General features: G+C 71.1%; 17 protein-coding genes and 1 pseudogene. 7 read left to right on the top strand and 11 right to left on the bottom strand.

The features are described 5' to 3' along the window. The first annotated feature begins 10 nt into the window (after positions 1 to 10). Positions 11 to 409: a VOC family protein gene (locus J7E94_RS17715; protein WP_215016441.1), complete on the top strand. Its 399-nt coding sequence runs from the start codon at positions 11 to 13 to the stop codon at positions 407 to 409. A 10-nt stretch (positions 410 to 419) separates the two neighbouring features. Here J7E94_RS17715 and J7E94_RS17720 read toward each other — a convergent pair whose 3' ends face one another. Then, the gene (locus tag J7E94_RS17720) at positions 420 to 1,214 is read right to left on the bottom strand and encodes a DUF4239 domain-containing protein (protein ID WP_215016443.1); all 795 of its coding nucleotides are present in this window, start codon (positions 1,212 to 1,214) and stop codon (positions 420 to 422) included. Between the two features lie 37 nt (positions 1,215 to 1,251). After that, positions 1,252 to 1,518 carry a hypothetical protein gene (locus J7E94_RS17725; protein WP_215016445.1) on the bottom strand — a complete coding sequence of 89 codons (267 nt, stop codon included), beginning with the start codon at positions 1,516 to 1,518 and terminating at the stop codon, positions 1,252 to 1,254. A 135-nt stretch (positions 1,519 to 1,653) separates the two neighbouring features. On the opposite strand from J7E94_RS17725, the gene J7E94_RS17730 reads away from it, so the two are divergent. Continuing rightward, positions 1,654 to 2,025, top strand: coding sequence for a type II toxin-antitoxin system RelE/ParE family toxin (locus J7E94_RS17730; protein ID WP_215016447.1), 372 nt, complete (start codon positions 1,654 to 1,656; stop codon positions 2,023 to 2,025). Next, positions 2,022 to 2,363: a helix-turn-helix domain-containing protein gene (locus J7E94_RS17735; protein WP_215016449.1), complete on the top strand. Its 342-nt coding sequence runs from the start codon at positions 2,022 to 2,024 to the stop codon at positions 2,361 to 2,363. The genes J7E94_RS17730 and J7E94_RS17735 overlap by 4 nt, the downstream gene beginning before the upstream one ends. 78 nt (positions 2,364 to 2,441) lie before the next feature. Here J7E94_RS17735 and J7E94_RS17740 read toward each other — a convergent pair whose 3' ends face one another. After that, on the bottom strand, positions 2,442 to 4,007 hold the full coding sequence (locus J7E94_RS17740; protein ID WP_215016451.1) for an APC family permease: 1,566 nt from the start codon (positions 4,005 to 4,007) through the stop codon (positions 2,442 to 2,444). A gap of 287 nt (positions 4,008 to 4,294) precedes the next feature. On the opposite strand from J7E94_RS17740, the gene J7E94_RS17745 reads away from it, so the two are divergent. Then, positions 4,295 to 4,975 carry a hypothetical protein gene (locus J7E94_RS17745; protein ID WP_215016452.1) on the top strand — a complete coding sequence of 227 codons (681 nt, stop codon included), beginning with the start codon at positions 4,295 to 4,297 and terminating at the stop codon, positions 4,973 to 4,975. Positions 4,976 to 5,047: 72 nt separating this feature from the next. On the opposite strand, the gene J7E94_RS17750 is transcribed toward J7E94_RS17745, so the two are convergent. The 5 genes from J7E94_RS17750 to J7E94_RS17770 form a co-directional block, all read right to left on the bottom strand. After that, a complete protein-coding gene (locus tag J7E94_RS17750) occupies positions 5,048 to 6,526 on the bottom strand; it encodes an aldehyde dehydrogenase family protein (protein ID WP_215016455.1) in 1,479 nt (492 codons plus the stop codon). After that, positions 6,523 to 8,262, bottom strand: coding sequence for an amidohydrolase family protein (locus tag J7E94_RS17755; RefSeq protein ID WP_215016457.1), 1,740 nt, complete (start codon positions 8,260 to 8,262; stop codon positions 6,523 to 6,525). Before J7E94_RS17755 ends, J7E94_RS17750 begins: the two co-directional genes overlap by 4 nt. 544 nt (positions 8,263 to 8,806) lie before the next feature. Beyond that, positions 8,807 to 9,928, bottom strand: a complete 1,122-nt coding sequence (locus tag J7E94_RS17760) for an LLM class flavin-dependent oxidoreductase (RefSeq protein ID WP_215016459.1) — start codon at positions 9,926 to 9,928, stop codon at positions 8,807 to 8,809. Between the two features lie 107 nt (positions 9,929 to 10,035). Beyond that, the gene (locus J7E94_RS17765; protein ID WP_215016461.1) at positions 10,036 to 10,821 is read right to left on the bottom strand and encodes an SDR family NAD(P)-dependent oxidoreductase; all 786 of its coding nucleotides are present in this window, start codon (positions 10,819 to 10,821) and stop codon (positions 10,036 to 10,038) included. A gap of 56 nt (positions 10,822 to 10,877) precedes the next feature. Continuing rightward, positions 10,878 to 11,825 carry a TIGR03619 family F420-dependent LLM class oxidoreductase gene (locus J7E94_RS17770; protein WP_215016463.1) on the bottom strand — a complete coding sequence of 316 codons (948 nt, stop codon included), beginning with the start codon at positions 11,823 to 11,825 and terminating at the stop codon, positions 10,878 to 10,880. Between the two features lie 171 nt (positions 11,826 to 11,996). On the opposite strand from J7E94_RS17770, the gene J7E94_RS17775 reads away from it, so the two are divergent. Together J7E94_RS17775 and J7E94_RS17780 are read left to right on the top strand one after the other, a co-directional pair. Continuing rightward, complete coding sequence (locus J7E94_RS17775) at positions 11,997 to 12,269, top strand: hypothetical protein (RefSeq protein ID WP_215016466.1); 273 nt, start codon at positions 11,997 to 11,999, stop codon at positions 12,267 to 12,269. Then, positions 12,266 to 12,658, top strand: coding sequence for a type II toxin-antitoxin system VapC family toxin (locus J7E94_RS17780; RefSeq protein WP_215016468.1), 393 nt, complete (start codon positions 12,266 to 12,268; stop codon positions 12,656 to 12,658). The genes J7E94_RS17775 and J7E94_RS17780 overlap by 4 nt, the downstream gene beginning before the upstream one ends. Positions 12,659 to 12,684: 26 nt before the next feature. Here the strand turns inward: J7E94_RS17780 and J7E94_RS17785 are convergent, their stop codons facing one another. Continuing rightward, positions 12,685 to 13,491, bottom strand: coding sequence for a hypothetical protein (locus tag J7E94_RS17785; protein ID WP_251056820.1), 807 nt, complete (start codon positions 13,489 to 13,491; stop codon positions 12,685 to 12,687). A 313-nt stretch (positions 13,492 to 13,804) separates the two neighbouring features. Between J7E94_RS17785 and J7E94_RS17790 the strand changes: the two genes are divergently transcribed. Further along, positions 13,805 to 14,245 carry an NUDIX domain-containing protein gene (locus J7E94_RS17790; protein WP_215016471.1) on the top strand — a complete coding sequence of 147 codons (441 nt, stop codon included), beginning with the start codon at positions 13,805 to 13,807 and terminating at the stop codon, positions 14,243 to 14,245. Positions 14,246 to 14,266: 21 nt separating this feature from the next. Here J7E94_RS17790 and J7E94_RS17795 read toward each other — a convergent pair. Then, positions 14,267 to 15,083 (bottom strand): annotated as a pseudogene (locus J7E94_RS17795) (DUF4037 domain-containing protein). Positions 15,084 to 15,091: 8 nt separating this feature from the next. Next, positions 15,092 to 15,973 carry a trypsin-like serine protease gene (locus tag J7E94_RS17800; protein ID WP_374224457.1) on the bottom strand — a complete coding sequence of 294 codons (882 nt, stop codon included), beginning with the start codon at positions 15,971 to 15,973 and terminating at the stop codon, positions 15,092 to 15,094. Positions 15,974 to 16,540 lie beyond the last annotated feature (567 nt).

Raw genomic sequence — 16,540 nt, forward strand, 5'->3', positions numbered from 1 at the left:
CGCTGAGGTCATGATCGACTCACGTACCCACATCCGTGTCGCCCGGCCCTCCCTCGACCTGAAGGCCGCCGAGCGGTTCTACGTCGACGGGCTCGGGCTCCAGCTCCAGTGGCGCAGTACCGAGAGTGTGCCCGGTGAGCACGACCTGCTGATGGTCGGACCGGCCGGGGGCGGCTGGCACTTCGAGCTCACCCGGGACGCCGGGAACCCGATCGCGCCCGCGCCCACCGTCGACGACCTCTTCGTGGTCTACCTGGGCGAGGCGCCGGACGAGGGCCTCGTCCAGCGCCTCGTCGACCACGGCGGGACCCGGGTCGCCGCCCACAACCCGTACTGGGACGAGTGGGGGGTCACCGTCGAGGACCCCGACGGCTACCGGCTCGTGCTCTGCTCCCGCACCTGGGGCTGAGCGGTCTTCGCTACCCGGCCGCCCAGAACTGCGCCAGGGCCGCCTCCTTGTAGGGCGCCGGACTCACGCTCAGGTCCCCGGCGAAGGGGCGGTCCAGCGCCATCACCAGGAGCAGGCTGAAGCCGATCAGCCCGGACACCGCCGCTACGAAGAGCAGCTGCATCTTCAGGCTGCGCAGCCCGAACAGGAAGGTGAGCGGGACGATGACGAGCGCGCCCCCGTACACCAGCACCTGGAGCAGGATCGGCAGCGAGGTCTCGGCCATCGTGACGCGCGCCCGGCGCTGGGCGGCGACGTCGTTGAGCCGGGTGACCGCTTCGGCGTAGAAGGTCTCGGCGCGGGTGCCCTGCGGCTCGTACGCCTGGAGGGCCTGGTAGAGGGCGCGCGTCTGGGGCGCGGTCGCGTCGTAGCTCGGCCGGCCGTCGCGCATCAGGGGCCACTGCACCTCGACGACGGCGTGCGTGTACGCGCTGACCGCCTCGTTCACCTTCGCGCGGTCGGCCGCGGGGAAGGCGTCGGCGCTGCGTACGACGAGGGCGAGGTCGGTGGCCTCGCTGGCGACGATGTTCTGGGTGTTCTCCAGCTGCGTCCACAGGGTGACGACGACGAAGGCGAGGATGATGCCGTAGATCGCGCCGAACATGCCGAGCGCGACCCCGACCATCTCGTTGTGGTCCCCCTTGGCCAGGTGCGGGAAGCGGCGGCGGGCGGCCACGCTCCCGGCCACGGCGAGGGCGGTGATGCCGCCGACGAGGAGGACGGCGATGACGAATGTGCTGAGGTGGTTGAGCAACCAGAGGATCATGCGCTGCTCAACGAGCGCCGCCGCCGGATAGCCCGGCTTACTTGACCTTCGGGGGCTTCGGCAGCCCGGACAGGGCCGTGCCGGTGCCCTTCGTGGCGGAGCCGGCCGCCGCGGCGGTCACCCCGACCGCCGTCTTCGTGTCCTGGACGGCATGCCCGGGGTGGTCGACGATCTCCTCGAGCCGCTGGGTGATCGGCGGCCCCTGAGGGGCCGATTCGTCGGCGTGCGCGGCGACGGGGGTGAGGGCGAGGGCTGCGCCCCCGGACAGGATCAGGCCGGCAAGGGTCCGCTTCATGGCAGTCATGCCCGTCCCAACGACCCCACCACTCCCGGGTCACCGCCCCAGTCCCCTTTGGAGTGAGACGTCCGCAGATCCACAGCCCACCCATATGACGCTTGCGTAATATGCCGCACCCGTCATACTGGGAAGGGAAGGTCCGTGGACTGGGAAGTGATCGTCGTGGAGCCTGCTCTTTCCTGGCTGCACGCTCTGCGCCAAGACGACCGAGCTACGCTGATCCAGATCAGCAAGGCCATCACCGCTCTGCGGCAAGAAGGACCGGCCATGGGCCGCCCCCTCGTGGACACGGTCAAGGGGTCCCGGCTGGCCAACCTCAAGGAGCTTCGCCCTGGGTCGGTCGGCGCCAGCGAAGTGCGGCTGCTGTTCGTCTTCGACCCGCTGCGGCGCGCGGTGTTCCTCGTCGGCGGGGACAAGGCGGGCGATTGGCAGGGGTGGTACCGCTCCGCGATCCCCCGGGCCGAGCAGGCATACGAGGATTACCTGACGCAACCGGAGGAGGACACACCATGAGCCAGAAGTCCGAGCGCCCCGTCCAGGCTGCCCACTGGGACGACCTCGTCGAGGAATTCGCCTTCTCTCCCGCTGAGCGGGCCGAGATCGACCGCGGCGCCGCGGAGATGGTCTCCGTCGTCCGCGCCCACCGCCTGGCGGAGGTCCGCAAGCGGCAGCACACCACGCAGGTGCAGGTCGCCGAGGCCATGGGGGTCACCCAAGCCCGTGTCTCACGCATCGAAAACGGCGAACTGGAGCGTAGCGAGGTCGAGACCCTCGCCGCCTACGTGCGCGCCCTCGGCGGGAAGCTGAAGATCGTGGCCGAGTTCGGGGACGAGCAGTACGTACTCGGTTGAACGCGCGCGGCCCCGGATCGATCCGGGGCCGTGGGCTATGACTCGGCTGATGGTGGGGGCGCGGGGCGCCCCCGGGTGTCAGTCCTCGACGACCAGGGCCGGGGTGGACGTGGTGAGGACCTCGCCGCGGAAGAAGGCGGGGCTGCGGCGCTCGGTGACGAACATGATCACCAGGCCCAGGGCCAGCAGGCCGACGCCGATGACGAAGACGTTGCCGACGGCGAGGCCGGGGATGTGGGAGCCGGAGCCGTAGGACGGGTCCCAGGCGTCGTACAGGGTCTTGAAGAAGACCGCCGCCAGCAGCACGCCGCCCAGGATCGGGAAGACGCCCTTGAAGAAGAGGTCGCGGGCGGAGCGGCCCAGTTCCTTGCGGAAGTACCAGGCGCAGGCGAAGGCCGTCAGTGAGTAGTAGAAGCAGATCATCAGGCCGAGGGCGAAGATCGTGTCGGTCAGGACGTTCTCGCTGACCAGGGTCATCACCGTGTAGAAGGCGCCGGTGGCGAGTCCCGCCATGACCGTGGCGCGGCCCGGGGTCTTGAACTTCGGGTGGACCTTGGCGTAGGAGGCCGGCAGGGCCTCGTACGTCGACATGGCCAGGACCGTACGGGCCACCGGGATGAAGGTGGTCTGCAGGGAGGCGGCGGCGGAGGCCAGGACGGCGACGAAGAGCAGGATGCCGAGCATCGGGCCCATCACCGGGCCGGCGAGGGCCGCGAAGACGTTGCCGGAGGTCTCCTCGTTGGCCAGGCCGAGGCCTTCGCCGCCCGCGCCGACGGCCATCTGGGCGGCGATGCCGGTGGCCAGGTAGGAGCCGACCAGGACGACCATCGCGATGAGCGAGGCGCGGCCGGGGGTCTTGGCGGAGCCGGTGGTCTCCTCGTTGGTGGCCAGGCAGGCGTCCCAGCCCCAGTACATGAAGATCGAGAGCGAGAGTCCGGCGGTGAAGGCTGCCATGGACTCGACCGCGAAGGGGTTCATCCAGGACCAGGAGAAGTCCAGGCCGGTGTCGAAGGTGCCGGCGGAGGCCTTCTGGAAGGCCATGGCCACGAAGATGGCGAGCACGGCGAGCTGGAGGCCGACGAGCGCGTACTGGACGCCCTTGGTGGCCGTCATGCCGCGGTAGCTGATGGCCGTGGCGATGGCGATCAGGGTGAGGCAGGTGGTGATGTGGACGAGCTTGTTGTCGTCGAGGGCGGCGATCGATGCGTTGCCCGTGATCTCGCCTGCCAGCAGCCAGAAGTAGGAGGTGGCGACGCCGGCGAGGTTGGAGAGCACGATGATCGTGGCGATCACCAGGCCCCAGCCGCACATCCAGCCGATCCGCGGGCCGAAGGCCTTGACGGTCCAGGTGAAGGAGGTGCCGCAGTCCGGCATGGCCTTGTTGAGCTCGCGGTAGGCGAAGGCCACCAGGAGCATCGGGAGGAAGCCGGCCAGGAACACCGTCGGCATCTGTATGCCGACCTCACCGGCGGTGGAGCCGAGGGTCGAGGTCAGGCAGTAGACGGGGGCGACGGTCGAGACACCGATGACGGCACTGCCCACCAGTCCGACGGACCCCTTGCCGAGTCCCTTGCCGCGAACGTCGCCCTCGGCGACGCCGCTTACCGTGTCTCCGACCTGAGGCCGAACGTCCAGCTGAGTCATGAGTCAGGACGTTAGACGGTGCGTTTTCCACATACGGAGGGATTTAGTCCGGATCGAAGGGCGGCGAAGCACCTTCGAATCTTGAGATCAAGGCGGTTCACCGGCACGCAATAAAAGGCGCAGGACCATATGCAGCACCGATTCAACAGGGGCCGGACAACGGGTTCCGTTATGCGGAAACCGCAGCCTTGCCGGTTTTATACCTCTTTCAACTTTCCCGTGTGACCGCCACCACTCCCGGCTCCCCGGCTTGCCGTGCACATGATCATCGACCTAGAGTCCCAGCCGTGCGTACCAAGTCGATGCTCATCGCTGTCTTCGCCGTCACGGCTCTCCTCCCGCTCACCGCCTGCGGAGGGGGCGAGAACCCGGCGATCGGCGGCGTCGGCGGGGATTCCGTCGCCGGCGGGGCCGGCACGGGTGACGGCGGCCCCAACGAGGGCACCCTGGACAACCCCACCAAGAACGGCGGGGTCAGCGGGAACGCCCCCAAGGACGGCACCGCGTTCCAGAAGCTGCCGAAGGCGGGCACCATGGCCGCGGCCGCCCGCTTCGTCAACGGATTCACCAGGTGCGACCCGATCAGCACGACGCGCGAGAACGGCGGACCGAGCGAAGGCCCGGGCAGCGCCGAGTTCGGCACGTCCCACTCCGTCACCGAGGTCGGATACTGCGGCAGGCGGAACGTCACCACCATCGTCATGATCAAGGACCCGAAGGTCTTCCAGGCTGCCTTCAAAGCCGACGTCGATGCGAAAAAGGGCAGCGGGAACCCCAACAGCGGCATCGTCATCGGTCAGGACTTCGCCATGGGATCCGAGAGCTCGGACGCCATGAGCTCCCTGCTGACACCGCAGGCCGGACTGCTGATGCTGAACTGCCACCCGGAGTTCAACCCGCCGAGCGGCTACCGGAAGGAACCCGCCCTGGTGAAGGGCTGCGTCCTCACCGACTACTACAAGGACTAGGCCCGGGGCGGTGACCGGGACGGTGACCAGGGGCGGTGACCAGGGGCGGGGGCATCCCTCGCCCCGGTCGGCTCAGCCCGTCCAGACGATCGACTGCGTCTCGCTGTACGCGTGCAGGGCGTACGAGCCCACGTCGCGGCCCACGCCCGACCGCTTGAAGCCGCCGAACGGCGCCTCCATGTTCCGGCCGATGGTGTTCACGCCCACCCCGCCCGCCCGCAGCCGGCGCGCAACGCGGAACGCGCGCGCCGAGTCCCCGGACCACACGTAGCTCAGCAGGCCGAAATCGCTGTCGTTGGCCAGCCTGACCGCCTCGTCCTCTCCCCTTTCCCCGTCCCCGTCGAAGGGGACCACCACGACCACCGGGCCGAAGATCTCCTCCCGGACCACGCGCATGTCGTTCGTGCAGTCCACGAGCAGGGTGGGCGCCACGTAGAAGCCGCGGCCCTCCCCCACCACCGGGCGCTCCCCGCCGTACGCGATCCGCGCCCCTTCCTTCCGGCCCAGCTCGACGTACGACTCCACGCGGTCGCGGTGCGCCGCCGAGATCACCGGCCCCACCACCGTGCCCGGCGCCCCCGGGTCGCCGACCTTCATGAAGGCCAGGTAGCCGGTGAGCTTCTCGATCAGCCGGTCGTAGACCGCCCGGTGGGCGATCACCCGGGTCGGGGCCGTGCAGATCTGCCCGGAGTAGAAGGAGAAGGTCGTCCCGATGCCCATCACCGCCGCGTCCAGGTCCGCGTCGTCCATGACGACCGCCGCGCCCTTGCCGCCCAGCTCCATCAGCTGCCGCTTCATCGTGCGGCCGCAGACCTCCGCGATGCGCTGGCCGACGCCCGTGGAGCCGGTGAAGGACACCATGTCCACGTACGGGGAGTCCACGGCGGCCTCGCCCACCTCCACCGCCCGGCCCGACACCACGTTCACCACGCCCGCCGGGACCCCGGCCTCCGCGAGGGCCTCGGCCATCTTGAACACCGACAGCGGATCCTGCGGGGCCGGCTTGACCACCACCGTGTTGCCCATCGCCAGGGCCGGGGCCACCTTGCCCGCCGGATTCGCCCACGGGTTGTTGTACGAGGTGATGCAGGTGACCACGCCGACCGGCTGGCGCACCTCCAGCGCCCCCAGAATGCCGGCCTTCCCCATCGGGCCGGCCTCCGTCACCTGCGGCGGAAGACCCCGCTCCACCGGCTCCAGGGCGCCCTTCGCGTACCGCCGGAAGCGGGCGACCCCGACCCCGACCTGCATGCCGCGCGCGATCCCGCTCGGCGCGCCGGTCTCGGCCCGGGCGAGGGCCGCCCACGGCTCGAACTCCCGCTGCATGATGTCCGCGGCCCGGTCGAGGATCGCCGCCCGCTCCTCCGGCCTCGTACGGGACCAGGCCTCGAAGGCCCCGGCCGCGGCGCGCGCCGCCTCCTCGACCTGGGCGCGCGAGGCCTCGGGCGCGAGTCCGACGACGGATTCGTCCGCCGGGTTGACCACCTCGTAGTGGCCGCCGTCCGGCTCGGCCCACTCGCCGCCGATGTACAGCTTCTGCGCGTCCGTCACCGGGTGCTCACCGTCCTCGTGTCCCGGCCGGACCGGAGCACGATGCCCGGTATCGCGCCCGTCACCTCGTCGTCGCGGATGGTCTCCACGCCGTTGACCCGTACGGACACGATCCCGATGGCCCGCGCGTCCAGCCGCGGGCTGTCGCCGGGCAGGTCGTGGACCAGCGTCGCCGGGGCGGCCTCGATGCGTTCCGGGTCGAAGAGCACCAGGTCCGCGTGGAAGCCCTCCGCGATCCGCCCGCGCTCGCGCAGCCCGAACAGCTGGGCCGGGTCGTCCGTGAGCATCCGTACCGCCTGCTCCAGCGGGAGCAGCTTGCGGCCGCGCAGGCAGTCGCCGAGGAAGCGGGTCGTGTACGGGGCCCCGCACATCCGGTCCAGGTGCGCGCCGGCGTCGGAGCCGCCGAGCATCACGTCCTCGTGCTGCCAGGTCTCGGCGCGCAGGGCCCAGCTCGCCGGGTCGTTGTCGGTGGGCATGGGCCACAGCACCGTACGCAGGTCGTCGTTGGCGCAGATCTCCACCAGGCAGTGGAAGGGGTCCTGGCCGCGCTCGGCCGCGATGTCGTTCACGACCCGGCCGGAGAGGCCCTCGTTCTCCTTGCTGTACGTGTCGCCGATGACGTAGCGCCCGAAGTTGGCCAGGCGCCGGAAGACCCCGGCCTCCTTGCTGTCGGCGCGGCGCAGCATCTCGGCCCGTACGTCCGCGTCGCGGAGCCTCTCGATCCGCTCGGGGACGGGCAGGCCGAGGATCTCGCCCCAGCCGGGGATGAGGTTGAGCGCGCAGAAGGTGCCGAGCGACATGTTCATGGGGGTGAGGATCGGCATGGTGAGGGCGACGATCCGGCCGCCGGCCTTGCGGGCGCGCTCGCTCGGGACCAGCTGGCGCGGGACGCGCTCCGGGACGGAGGCGTCGATGGTGAGGACGTTCCAGTTGAGGGGGCGCCCGGCGGCGGCGCTCATGTCGACGAAGAGGTCGATCTCCTCGTCGGAGAACTGGTCGAGGCAGCCCGCGACGATCGCTTCGAGCTGGGTGCCCTCGTGTTCGGCGACGGCCTTGGAGAGGGCGAGGAGTTCGGCCGGCTTGGCGTGCCGGGAGGCGACGGGGGCGCCCGAGCCGTCGGAGTGGGTGGACGACTGGGTGGTGGACAGGCCCCAGGCGCCGGCGTTCATGGCGTCGTGGAAGAGGGCCAGCATCTCCTCCATCTGCTCGGGGGTGGGCTGCCCGCCGACGGCCGCCTCGCCCATCACATGGCGGCGCAGGGCGCAGTGGCCGACCATGAAGCCGGCGTTGACGGCGATCCGGCCTTCCAGGGCGTCGAGGTACTCCCCGAAGGTGGACCAGGTCCAGTCGACGCCCTCCTCCAGGGCCTTGAGGGCCATGCCCTCGACCTTGCTCATCATGCGGCGCGTGTAGTCGGCGTCTTCGGGGCGGGCGGGGTTGAGCGGGGCCAGGGTGAAACCGCAGTTGCCGCCGGCGACGGTGGTGACGCCGTGGTTCATGGAGGGGGTGGCGTACGGGTCCCAGAAGAGCTGGGCGTCGTAGTGCGTGTGGGGATCGATGAAGCCGGGGGTGAGGACCAGGCCGGTGGCGTCCTCGCTGGTCCTGGCCTCTTGCGTGACCGTTCCCGGCTCGGCGATGAGGGCGATGCGCCCGTCGCGAATGCCGACGTCTGCGACGCGGGCGGGGGCGCCGGTGCCGTCCACGACGGTCGCGCCCTTGATCAGGTGGTCGAGCATGACGTCCCTTCTCCGTTTGCGGTACGTGTGCGGCCCCCCTGTGCAGCCGGGGCTCCGCCTCAAACGCCGGCGGGGCCGGATGTGGCTGCTGCCCGCCGCCCGGCTGGGCAAGTGCGGCGCCGCTGCTGGGGCTCCGCCCCGGACCCCGCGCCTCAAACGCCGGCGAGGCTGGAGTTGGCCGCCGTAAGCCAGCTAGTCCACGCCACGCAACCCTGCGTCCTGCGGGCAACCCAGCCCCTCTGGCGTTTGCAGCGCCGACGGGGGCAGATTCAGCCTCGGCGGCGTTTGAAGCGCCGCCGGAGGCAAAACCAGCCCCGCCGGCGTTTGAGGCGCGGGGGTCCGGGGGCTGGTCCCCGGCAGCGGCGGCGCGCCTGGCGATGGTCCCGACATGGACGGGGTGGAGCCCCCGGACCCGGGCGGGGGTCGGCGGGGCGGGCCGCGGCCCCGCGGTGGCCCCCGGCCGGGGCCGGGCGGGGCGGCGGTCCGGGAAGACGCCGCCCCCGTTCCCCCGCCTGGGGGCCCCTCCCAGCGGTAGCTGGGGGAGTCAGACGGCCTGGCGGAAGCGCGTGGTCCGGTGGACCGGATCGGTGTCGATGTGCGGGATCACGTGCTCCCCGATCAGCTTGATCGTGGTGAGCGTGTCCTCCTTCGAGACCCCGGTCGGCAGACCGAAGGAGAGCTGGTCGGCGCCGGCCTGCTCCCACCGCTTGCACTGGGCGCGGACCTCCGACGGGTCGCCGCAGATCAGCAGTTCCTCCGCGATGAGGAGTTCGATGATCTCCGCGTTGTACTCCGGCAGGGTCTCCGGCCACTCCGGGATCGCCTCGGGCCGCGGGAAGGTGTCGTGGTAGCGGAAGACCAGCGACTGGAAGCGGTTCATGTTCGCGTTGACCGCGATCTCCACCGCCTTGTCGTGCGTCTCGGCGCAGATCGCGGTCGAGGTCACCATGACGTTGTCGTTGACGAAGGCGCCGATGGCCTTCGCGTCCTGAATCGCCGTCTTGTACTGCTCCAGCACCCACTCCATGTCCGAGACCTTCTGGACGCTGAAGCCGAGGACGCCGAGGCCCTTCTTGGCCGCCATCGCGTACGAGGAGGGGGAGCCGGCGGCGTACCACATGGCCGGGTGCGCCTTCCCGTACGGCTTGGGGAAGATCTTGCGCGGGGGCAGCGACCAGTGCTTGCCCTGGAACCCCTCGTATTCCTCCTGGAGGAACATCTTGGGGAACTCCGCGATGGTCTCCTCCCAGATCTCCTTGGTGTGGTTCATGTCGGTGATGCCGGGAAGGAATCCGAGGATCTCGTGGCTGCCCGCGCCGCGGCCGGTGCCGAATTCGAAGCGGCCCTTGGAGAGGTGGTCGAGCATGGCAACCTTCTCGGCCACCTTGACCGGGTGGTTCACCGGGGCGAGCGGGTTGAAGATGCCGGAGCCGAGGTGGATGCGCTCGGTGGCATGCGCGAGGTACCCGAGGAACACCTCGTTCGCCGACAGGTGCGAGTACTCCTCCAGGAAGTGGTGCTCCGAGGCCCAGGCGTACTTGAAGCCCGACCGGTCGGCCTGGATGACGTACTCGGTCTCCTCGATCAGCGCCTTGTGCTCTGCCTCGGGGTCGACCTTGGACCGCGCCTCAGGCACGTATCCCTGCACAAAGAGCCCGAATTCCAAGGGGGTTCACCGTCCTTTGATTTCTGACGTTGCGTCAGATTCGATGTCTCGACTGTTCCATCGCGGGGGCGCGAGCGTCAATACCTGACGCCCCATCAGGTACGGGATCAGAGAATGCTGACGCCTGCCATCCAGCCCCCGTCGATGACGAACGGCTGGCCGGTGATGTAGGAGGAGTCCTGGCCGGTCAGGAAGAGGGCCAGCTGGGCGATCTCCTCCGGTTGGCCGACCCGCCCCATCGGCACGACCCGCTTGTACAGCTCGGCCATCGCGTCCCGGGCCTCGTCGGTCATGTTCGCCGGATCCAGCAGGCCGGGATTGGCCATCGGGGTGTCCACGGCGCCCGGGCACATCGCGTTGACCCGGATGTTCTTGGCGGCCAGCTCCAGGGCCGCCACCCGGGTCAGGCCGAGGATCGCCGCCTTGGTCGCCGCGTACGTCCCGACGTAGGCCATGCCGGTCAGGCCGGTGTAGGAGGAGGTGTTGACGATGGTGCCGCCGCCGGCCGCCTCGATCTCGGGGGCGACGGACTTGATGCCGAGGAAGGCGCCCACCTGGTTGACCTGGACCACCTGCTGGAACTCCTCCAGCGGGGTCGCGGTGAGTTCGTTGAAGCGCAGGATGCCCGCGTTGTTGACCAGGCCGTCGATCTTGCCGAAGGCCTCCTTGGCGGCGGCTATGGCCCCCGCCCAGTCCTCCTCCCGGCTCACGTCCATCCGTACGTACCGGCACCGGTCCTCGCCTATGTCCTTGGCCACGGCGGCGCCCTGCTCGTCCAGCACGTCCCCGAGGAGCACCTTGGCGCCCTCGGCGGCGAAGAGGCGGGCCTCCTGCTCGCCCTGACCGCGTGCGGCGCCGGTGATGACCACCACGCGCCCGTCCAGCTTGCCCATGCCGATGTCTCCCGGTTGTCGAGTAACCAGTCGTTGAGGGACTGGTCGTTAAGGGACTAGTCGTTGAGGAGGGGGGCCACCTCGGCCCCGAAAGCGGTGATCTGGTCGACGAGTTCGGCGCGGTCGCGATTGCGGAAGCGGACCTGGATCTGGTCCACGCCGAGCGCCTTGTACTCCCGCAGGGACCCGGCGAGCGCCTCCGCCGCGCCGGTGAGGGTCCGGCGGCCGGTGTCCCAGCCGGGCCGGCCGACGTAGAGCGGCTCGGTGATCGCCCCGAACTCGATGGGGCCCTCGATCCCGGCCGCCTCCCTGAGCTCCTTGATACGGGCGATCTGCGCCGGGAGCGCACCGCGCGGGTCGCCCTGCGGCAGCCAGCCGTCACCGCGGACGGCGGCGCGGCGCACTGCGGCGGGCGAGGAGCCGCCGACCCAGACGGGGATCCGTTCCTGCGCGGGCCGGGGCAGCTGGCCGAGGTCCTTGAAGGAGAACAGCTCGCCCTGGAACTCCGGGTACTCCTCGGGGCCCAGGGCGGCCCGCAGCGCGTCGAGGGTCTCGTCGAGGACGGCGCCGCGGCGCGCGAAGTCCACACCGAGGACCTCGAACTCCTCCTGCACGTGCCCGGCGCCGACGCCGAGGATCAGCCGGCCGCCCGAGAGGTGGTCGAGGGTGGCGTACTGCTTGGCGCTGATCAGCGGGTGGCGCAGGCCGAGAATGGCGACGTGGCTGAGGAGCCGGACGTTCTCGGTGATGCCGGCGAGGAAGGAGAGGGTGGCCACGGGGTCGTACCAGATGGTGCCCATGGGGCCGGCGAGCCGCCGCGGGATGGCCACGTGGTCGCAGGTGGCCACGTACCCGAAGCCGGCCCTGTCGGCGGCCCGCGCGACCTCGGCGAGGTCGGCGGCCGTGGCCGACGCCTCCCAGGGCTCGGCGTAGAGGGAGCTCTGCGACTGGACCGGGAGCTGCATCCCGTAGACCAGCCGACCTTCCGGAAACACGCGCGCCATGCCGGGCCCGCCTCGCCTTCGCTGACTTCGACTGCCGATTCGTCATATCGGTGCCGGGCCATCGTCGTAGCTGACGGACCGTCAGGCAAGGGGTCATGCAAGGACAGGGTGTACGTGGGGGCAGCAAGGGGGACGCCGGTCGAATAACATAAGTTTTGTTACAATGGCTTCATGACCGACCAGCTCCCACCTGGCGAGGGCCCGACCCGACCCGTGTCCGTCTCACTCCATGAGGGGACGATCGCGGCGCTCAAGGCGCGCACCGGCAAGCGCGGCATGTCCGCGTACATCGAAGCGCTCATTCAGCGACAGCTGGAGCGTGACCGGCTCCGAGAGCTGATCGAGGACTCCGAGTCCGTGAACGGGCCGGCCGAGCCGGCCGCCGTCGAGGCGAAACGAGCGATCTTGCGCGGCGAGACAGCAGCCTCGTCGGACGCCGCGTGAGCGGGGCGCTCGTCCTCGACTGCGAGGGACTCTCCCGGCTCGTGCGCCAAGACCCCGGTCTGCTGGAGTGGCTGACGGCTGCCGAAGGGGAGGACATCCGGGTGGTGATCAGCTCGGTCACCCTCGTCGAGGCGCGTGACCCCCGGGTGAACCAGGCCCACTTCGACTACGCGGTCTCCCGCGTGAACATCATCCCGCCGAGCGAGGCCATCGCACGGCAGGCGAGCAAGCTGTTGGCCGCCGCCGGGTTGCACGGGCACAAGTACGCGTTGGATGCCATCGTGGCAGCGACCGCCCTCGACCAGCCCGGACCCGTCACCTTGCTGACCTCGGACCCCGAGGACCTGTCCGAGCTGTGCGGGAACCGGATCCGGGTCGTCAGGCTCTGACGGCCGGGGCCGCAACACGGCGGCGGTCAGAAGCCGGCCGGCCCCATCGCGATGACCGGCTTCGCCGCCGGGTCGAGGGTCTCCAGGACCTTCTTCATCGCCTCCTTCGGGATGCCGACGCAGCCCTGGGAGGGACCGTCGTGGTCCACGTGGAGCCAGATGTTGCCGCCCTTGTCCTCGCCCTCCGGCTTGGCGGGATCCAGCGGCGACGTGCCGGGCTTCCGGTTGAAGTCGATGGCGACGACGTAGTCGAAGGACCCGGCCAGGGACTCGCCGTTCACCCCGCGGCCCGTCGCGACGAAGGCGCGGTCCTTGTCGTACGGGAGCCGGGTGCCGGGCGGGGCCGGCAGCAGGCCGCCCGCGTCGGTCAGCGCGAAGACGCCCTGCGGGGAGGTCAGATCGCCGTACGTGCGCTCCGTGGACCAGCCCTTCGCGCCATTGCGGGCCGGCCAGCTCGCGGCCCGCACCCAGTCGGCGCCGGCCTCGGGGCGGGTGTAGAGCGTGGCGGTGGACTCCGAGGAGTCCTTGGCCTTGCCGGTGACCAGGATGAGCTGGCGGGATTCGGCCGGGATCTTCGCCCGGGTCTGCTCGCTGATGCCGGTCAGGCCCTGGAGGCCGGCCCGGCCGGCGTCGCGCGGCGCGGCCCGGCCGGCCCGGTCCTGGGCCGGCGGACGGGCGTCCGCGCGGGCCTGCGAGGCGGCTGCGCCGCCTGCCTTGTCCTCGACGACGTACACCCAGCCGGCCGTCAAGGTCAGCAGGCCGAGGGTGGCGGCGAGTACCACGCGGCGGGACGTGCGCGGCTGGCTGGAGCGGGCTCGGGCGTGCTTGCTCATTGAACCGACCGTACATCAGCCGAACTTCGAAACTACCGACCGCTGCCCGGTCGCCGGGGGTCCGCCGACCGGAAGCGGACGCTGATCGTCATCCCGCCGCCGGGCGCCGCATCGGCCCGCGCCACGAGCTCCGCCCCGTGCGCCCGCGCGATCGAAACCACGATCGAGGTGGCCCGGCAGGGCCTGGTCGCCCGTCTCGGTTCGAGGGTGATCCGCTCACAGCTGCCGGCTCAGGCCCCGGCCGCCCGCGCGGGCGGCAAAAGGCCAGGTGCAGGCCCATCCCGCGCAAGCGATCACGGGCGTACGCTGAACCATGCGAACTCCACGTCACGCAGCGCGCGTTGTCATCGTGTCTCCCACCGGTTCGGTGTTCCTCTTCCGCGAGAACAACGTGGAGGTGGGCATCCACTGGCTGCCGCCAGGCGGCGGCATAGACCCCGGCGAAAGCCCCGAGGAGTGCGTACGGCGCGAGCTGCGCGAGGAAACCGGGTGGACCGACCTCGAGCCCGGGCGGCTGCTGTGCACCTGGGAGCACGACTTCACGCACCAGGGGATCCCGGTCCGCCAGCACGAACACATCTACCTCACCACCGGCCCCCGGCGGGAACCGGTGCTCGAGGCGCCCGGCATCCACTGGCAGTGGCTCTCCCAGCAGCGCCTGGCCACCCTCGGCGAACCCCTGTGGCCGCCGCGCCTGCCGGACCTCCTGGCGAACGCCCCGACGGAACCGATGCACTTGGGGCTGCTGGCGTAACGGTGGCTCGGGGCGGGCGGCTCAGCCGGTGGTGCGGGCCCGCAGCGCGGCGACGCTCTCCGCGACCAGGAGCCGCGCCTCGGCCACCGTCGCCACCAGCCGCTCCGCCGTCGCGCCGGGCGCCCCCAGCAGGGCGCGGACCCGCCGGCCGAAGCCGGGCGGCGCGCCCGGCAGCGTTTCGGCAACAGCCAGCGCGCCCTTCTCGTTGAGGCACCAGCGCCGGTCCTCGGCGTACAGCGCCTGCACCAGCACGCCGACCGCCCGGGACAGGCAGAGCGAGACGTGCAGCGTGTCCGCGCGGCGGGCGCCCTTCGCGGCGGCTTCGACAAGGAACTCCGCCTCCCACGCGGCCGCCGTCAACGCCGCGCGCAGCGGTTCCGGGTAGCGCCCGGTCTGCCGGCGGAGTTCCGTGAGCTCGCCACTGGGGTCGGCGAGTACCCGGCCGAGCGCCACCTCACCGGCGTAGCAGGGCGACCAGAACCCGAGCGGATGCCCCGCCTGCACGCCCACCTCGTACCGGCCCTCGCGGCAGTCCTCCCACACCCGGCCGACCCGGTCCGCGTCCCGCAGGATCCAGTCCACCGCAACCCCGTCGACCGTCAGCCACGCGCCACCGTTGACCCACGGCCCCCAGCCGCCCGGTCCGGCCACCTCCACCCCGGGGCCGGCGAGCGCGCGGAGCGCGGCGATATAGCGCGCCGCGGTAGTAGACGCCGAGATCCCAGTCGGAGTCGGGCCGGTGCTCCCCGCGCGCCCGGCTGCCGCCGAGCAGCACGGCGACGACGCCGGGCACCTCGGCGGCCAGGCGGTGGGCCATGTCTTCGATCTTCTTCTGCATGGGTACGGTCAGCGCTGGGCGGTGGCGGTGGCGGTGGCGGTGGCGGTGGAAGTGGCCTTGCCGGTGGCCTTGGCGTACAGCGAGGCGGCGTAGTCACCGAGGATGGTGCTGGTCGACACGTCATCCGTGTCACCGCCCGTCAGAATCCCGATGATCTTCCCGTCGCGGGCGATCCACGCGCTCCCGCTCGTACCGCCCGGGAAGTCCGCGCAGTCGAAACGCTGCTGGGTCGCACTCTCGCGGACCGTGACCGCCGTGCACGTACGCGGAACCTTGCGGTCGGCGGGGTACCCGGTGACGGTGACCTCCTCGGCCGCGCGGCCACTGGTGTCCAGCACGGCCGCGCCGGTCACGTCCTCGATGGTGCGGCCGTGGGCGTCGGGGGCCAGGCGGGCGAAGGCGAGGTCGTAGTCGTCGTCCGTACCCTCGGCCCAGCGGTCGTCCTCGAAGGCTTCCTCGATCTTCCATGTGCCGTACGGGGCGAAGCCGTTGGCGTACGCGGGTGCGAAGACGGCCGTGCCGTTGCTCTGATCTCCGTCGAGCAGGCAGTGCCCGGCGGTGACGATCAGGTTCCGGCCGGGGCTGTGCACGACGGTGGCGGTGCAGAAGTGGTCGCTGTCCAGGCCGTTGGTGAAGAGGGCCCCGGTGAAGGCCGCGGGCCCGCCGGGCTGGGGGGTGACGGCCGGCGGCAGCGTGGCGCCGGGCGAGGCGGAGAGCTGAGGCTTCGCCGCTTGCGAACGCGACGGAGCCGTCGCCGACCCGGTGGGCGCGGCTTTCGCCCGTACGGGCGCAGCCCCTTCGGGCGGCGGCACCAGCTCGGCCACGGCGGCGGACGCCCCCAGAGCCGCAGCAGCACACAGCACCGCCGTCACCACGGTCCGCTTGTCCACCGGCATGATGATCCCTCCGCTTTGCCCCGGCGAAGCATGCCTCGGTGGCGGGGGTGGGTGCAAGGGGCGGAGGTGGGGGCCGCTTCGCCGGGGCGGGGCCTTCGCCCCTCCTCACCACCGCCCGCACCCAGCGGCTGCCCACCCGCCACACCCACCCGCCACACCCACCAGCCGAGCCGAGCCCGGCGGGCCGTCGGCCGGAGGCCGGGGCAGGCCGCATCCCACCCGGCCACGCGGAGTTGCGGGGCGGGGGCCGGGGGGGCGGAAGCCGTGTCGGACGGGACCAAAACGTGAAGCGGCGGGTGGGGGGGTCGGTAGCCGAGTGGGGCGGAATCGGTGAGGGTTTGGGGGTTTCCCGTCAGTCTCATCGTCTCTCCGGTTCGGGCCGGTCCGTCAAGGGCGCTCCTCCTTCGTCGTCGCGTCGCTTCGCGATGGCCTTCGGCCACCCTTGACCGACCGACCCGAACCGGAAATCCGAAGACCGACGGGAACCCCCCAAAAGAACGCTCACGGGTCAGAGACATACACACGGGCCCGTCAGGGAGCCGACTGCCCGCTCCCCTAGGC

Origin of the sequence: Streptomyces sp. ISL-94, assembly GCF_018614075.1 — a bacterium.
Lineage (GTDB): Bacteria > Actinomycetota > Actinomycetes > Streptomycetales > Streptomycetaceae > Streptomyces.

Excerpts from the sequence above, each read along its gene's own strand:
- J7E94_RS17715 (WP_215016441.1), top strand. The coding sequence starts at position 11 with ATGATCGACTCACGTACCCACATCCGTGTCGCCCGGCCCTCCCTCGAC.
- J7E94_RS17725 (WP_215016445.1), bottom strand. The coding sequence starts at position 1,518 with ATGACTGCCATGAAGCGGACCCTTGCCGGCCTGATCCTGTCCGGGGGC.
- J7E94_RS17720 (WP_215016443.1), bottom strand. The coding sequence starts at position 1,214 with ATGATCCTCTGGTTGCTCAACCACCTCAGCACATTCGTCATCGCCGTC.
- J7E94_RS17790 (WP_215016471.1), top strand. The coding sequence starts at position 13,805 with ATGCGAACTCCACGTCACGCAGCGCGCGTTGTCATCGTGTCTCCCACC.
- J7E94_RS17765 (WP_215016461.1), bottom strand. The coding sequence starts at position 10,821 with ATGGGCAAGCTGGACGGGCGCGTGGTGGTCATCACCGGCGCCGCACGC.
- J7E94_RS17740 (WP_215016451.1), bottom strand. The coding sequence starts at position 4,007 with ATGACTCAGCTGGACGTTCGGCCTCAGGTCGGAGACACGGTAAGCGGC.
- J7E94_RS17785 (WP_251056820.1), bottom strand. The coding sequence starts at position 13,491 with ATGAGCAAGCACGCCCGAGCCCGCTCCAGCCAGCCGCGCACGTCCCGC.
- J7E94_RS17770 (WP_215016463.1), bottom strand. The coding sequence starts at position 11,825 with ATGGCGCGCGTGTTTCCGGAAGGTCGGCTGGTCTACGGGATGCAGCTC.
- J7E94_RS17755 (WP_215016457.1), bottom strand. The coding sequence starts at position 8,262 with ATGCTCGACCACCTGATCAAGGGCGCGACCGTCGTGGACGGCACCGGC.
- J7E94_RS17735 (WP_215016449.1), top strand. The coding sequence starts at position 2,022 with ATGAGCCAGAAGTCCGAGCGCCCCGTCCAGGCTGCCCACTGGGACGAC.
- J7E94_RS17775 (WP_215016466.1), top strand. The coding sequence starts at position 11,997 with ATGACCGACCAGCTCCCACCTGGCGAGGGCCCGACCCGACCCGTGTCC.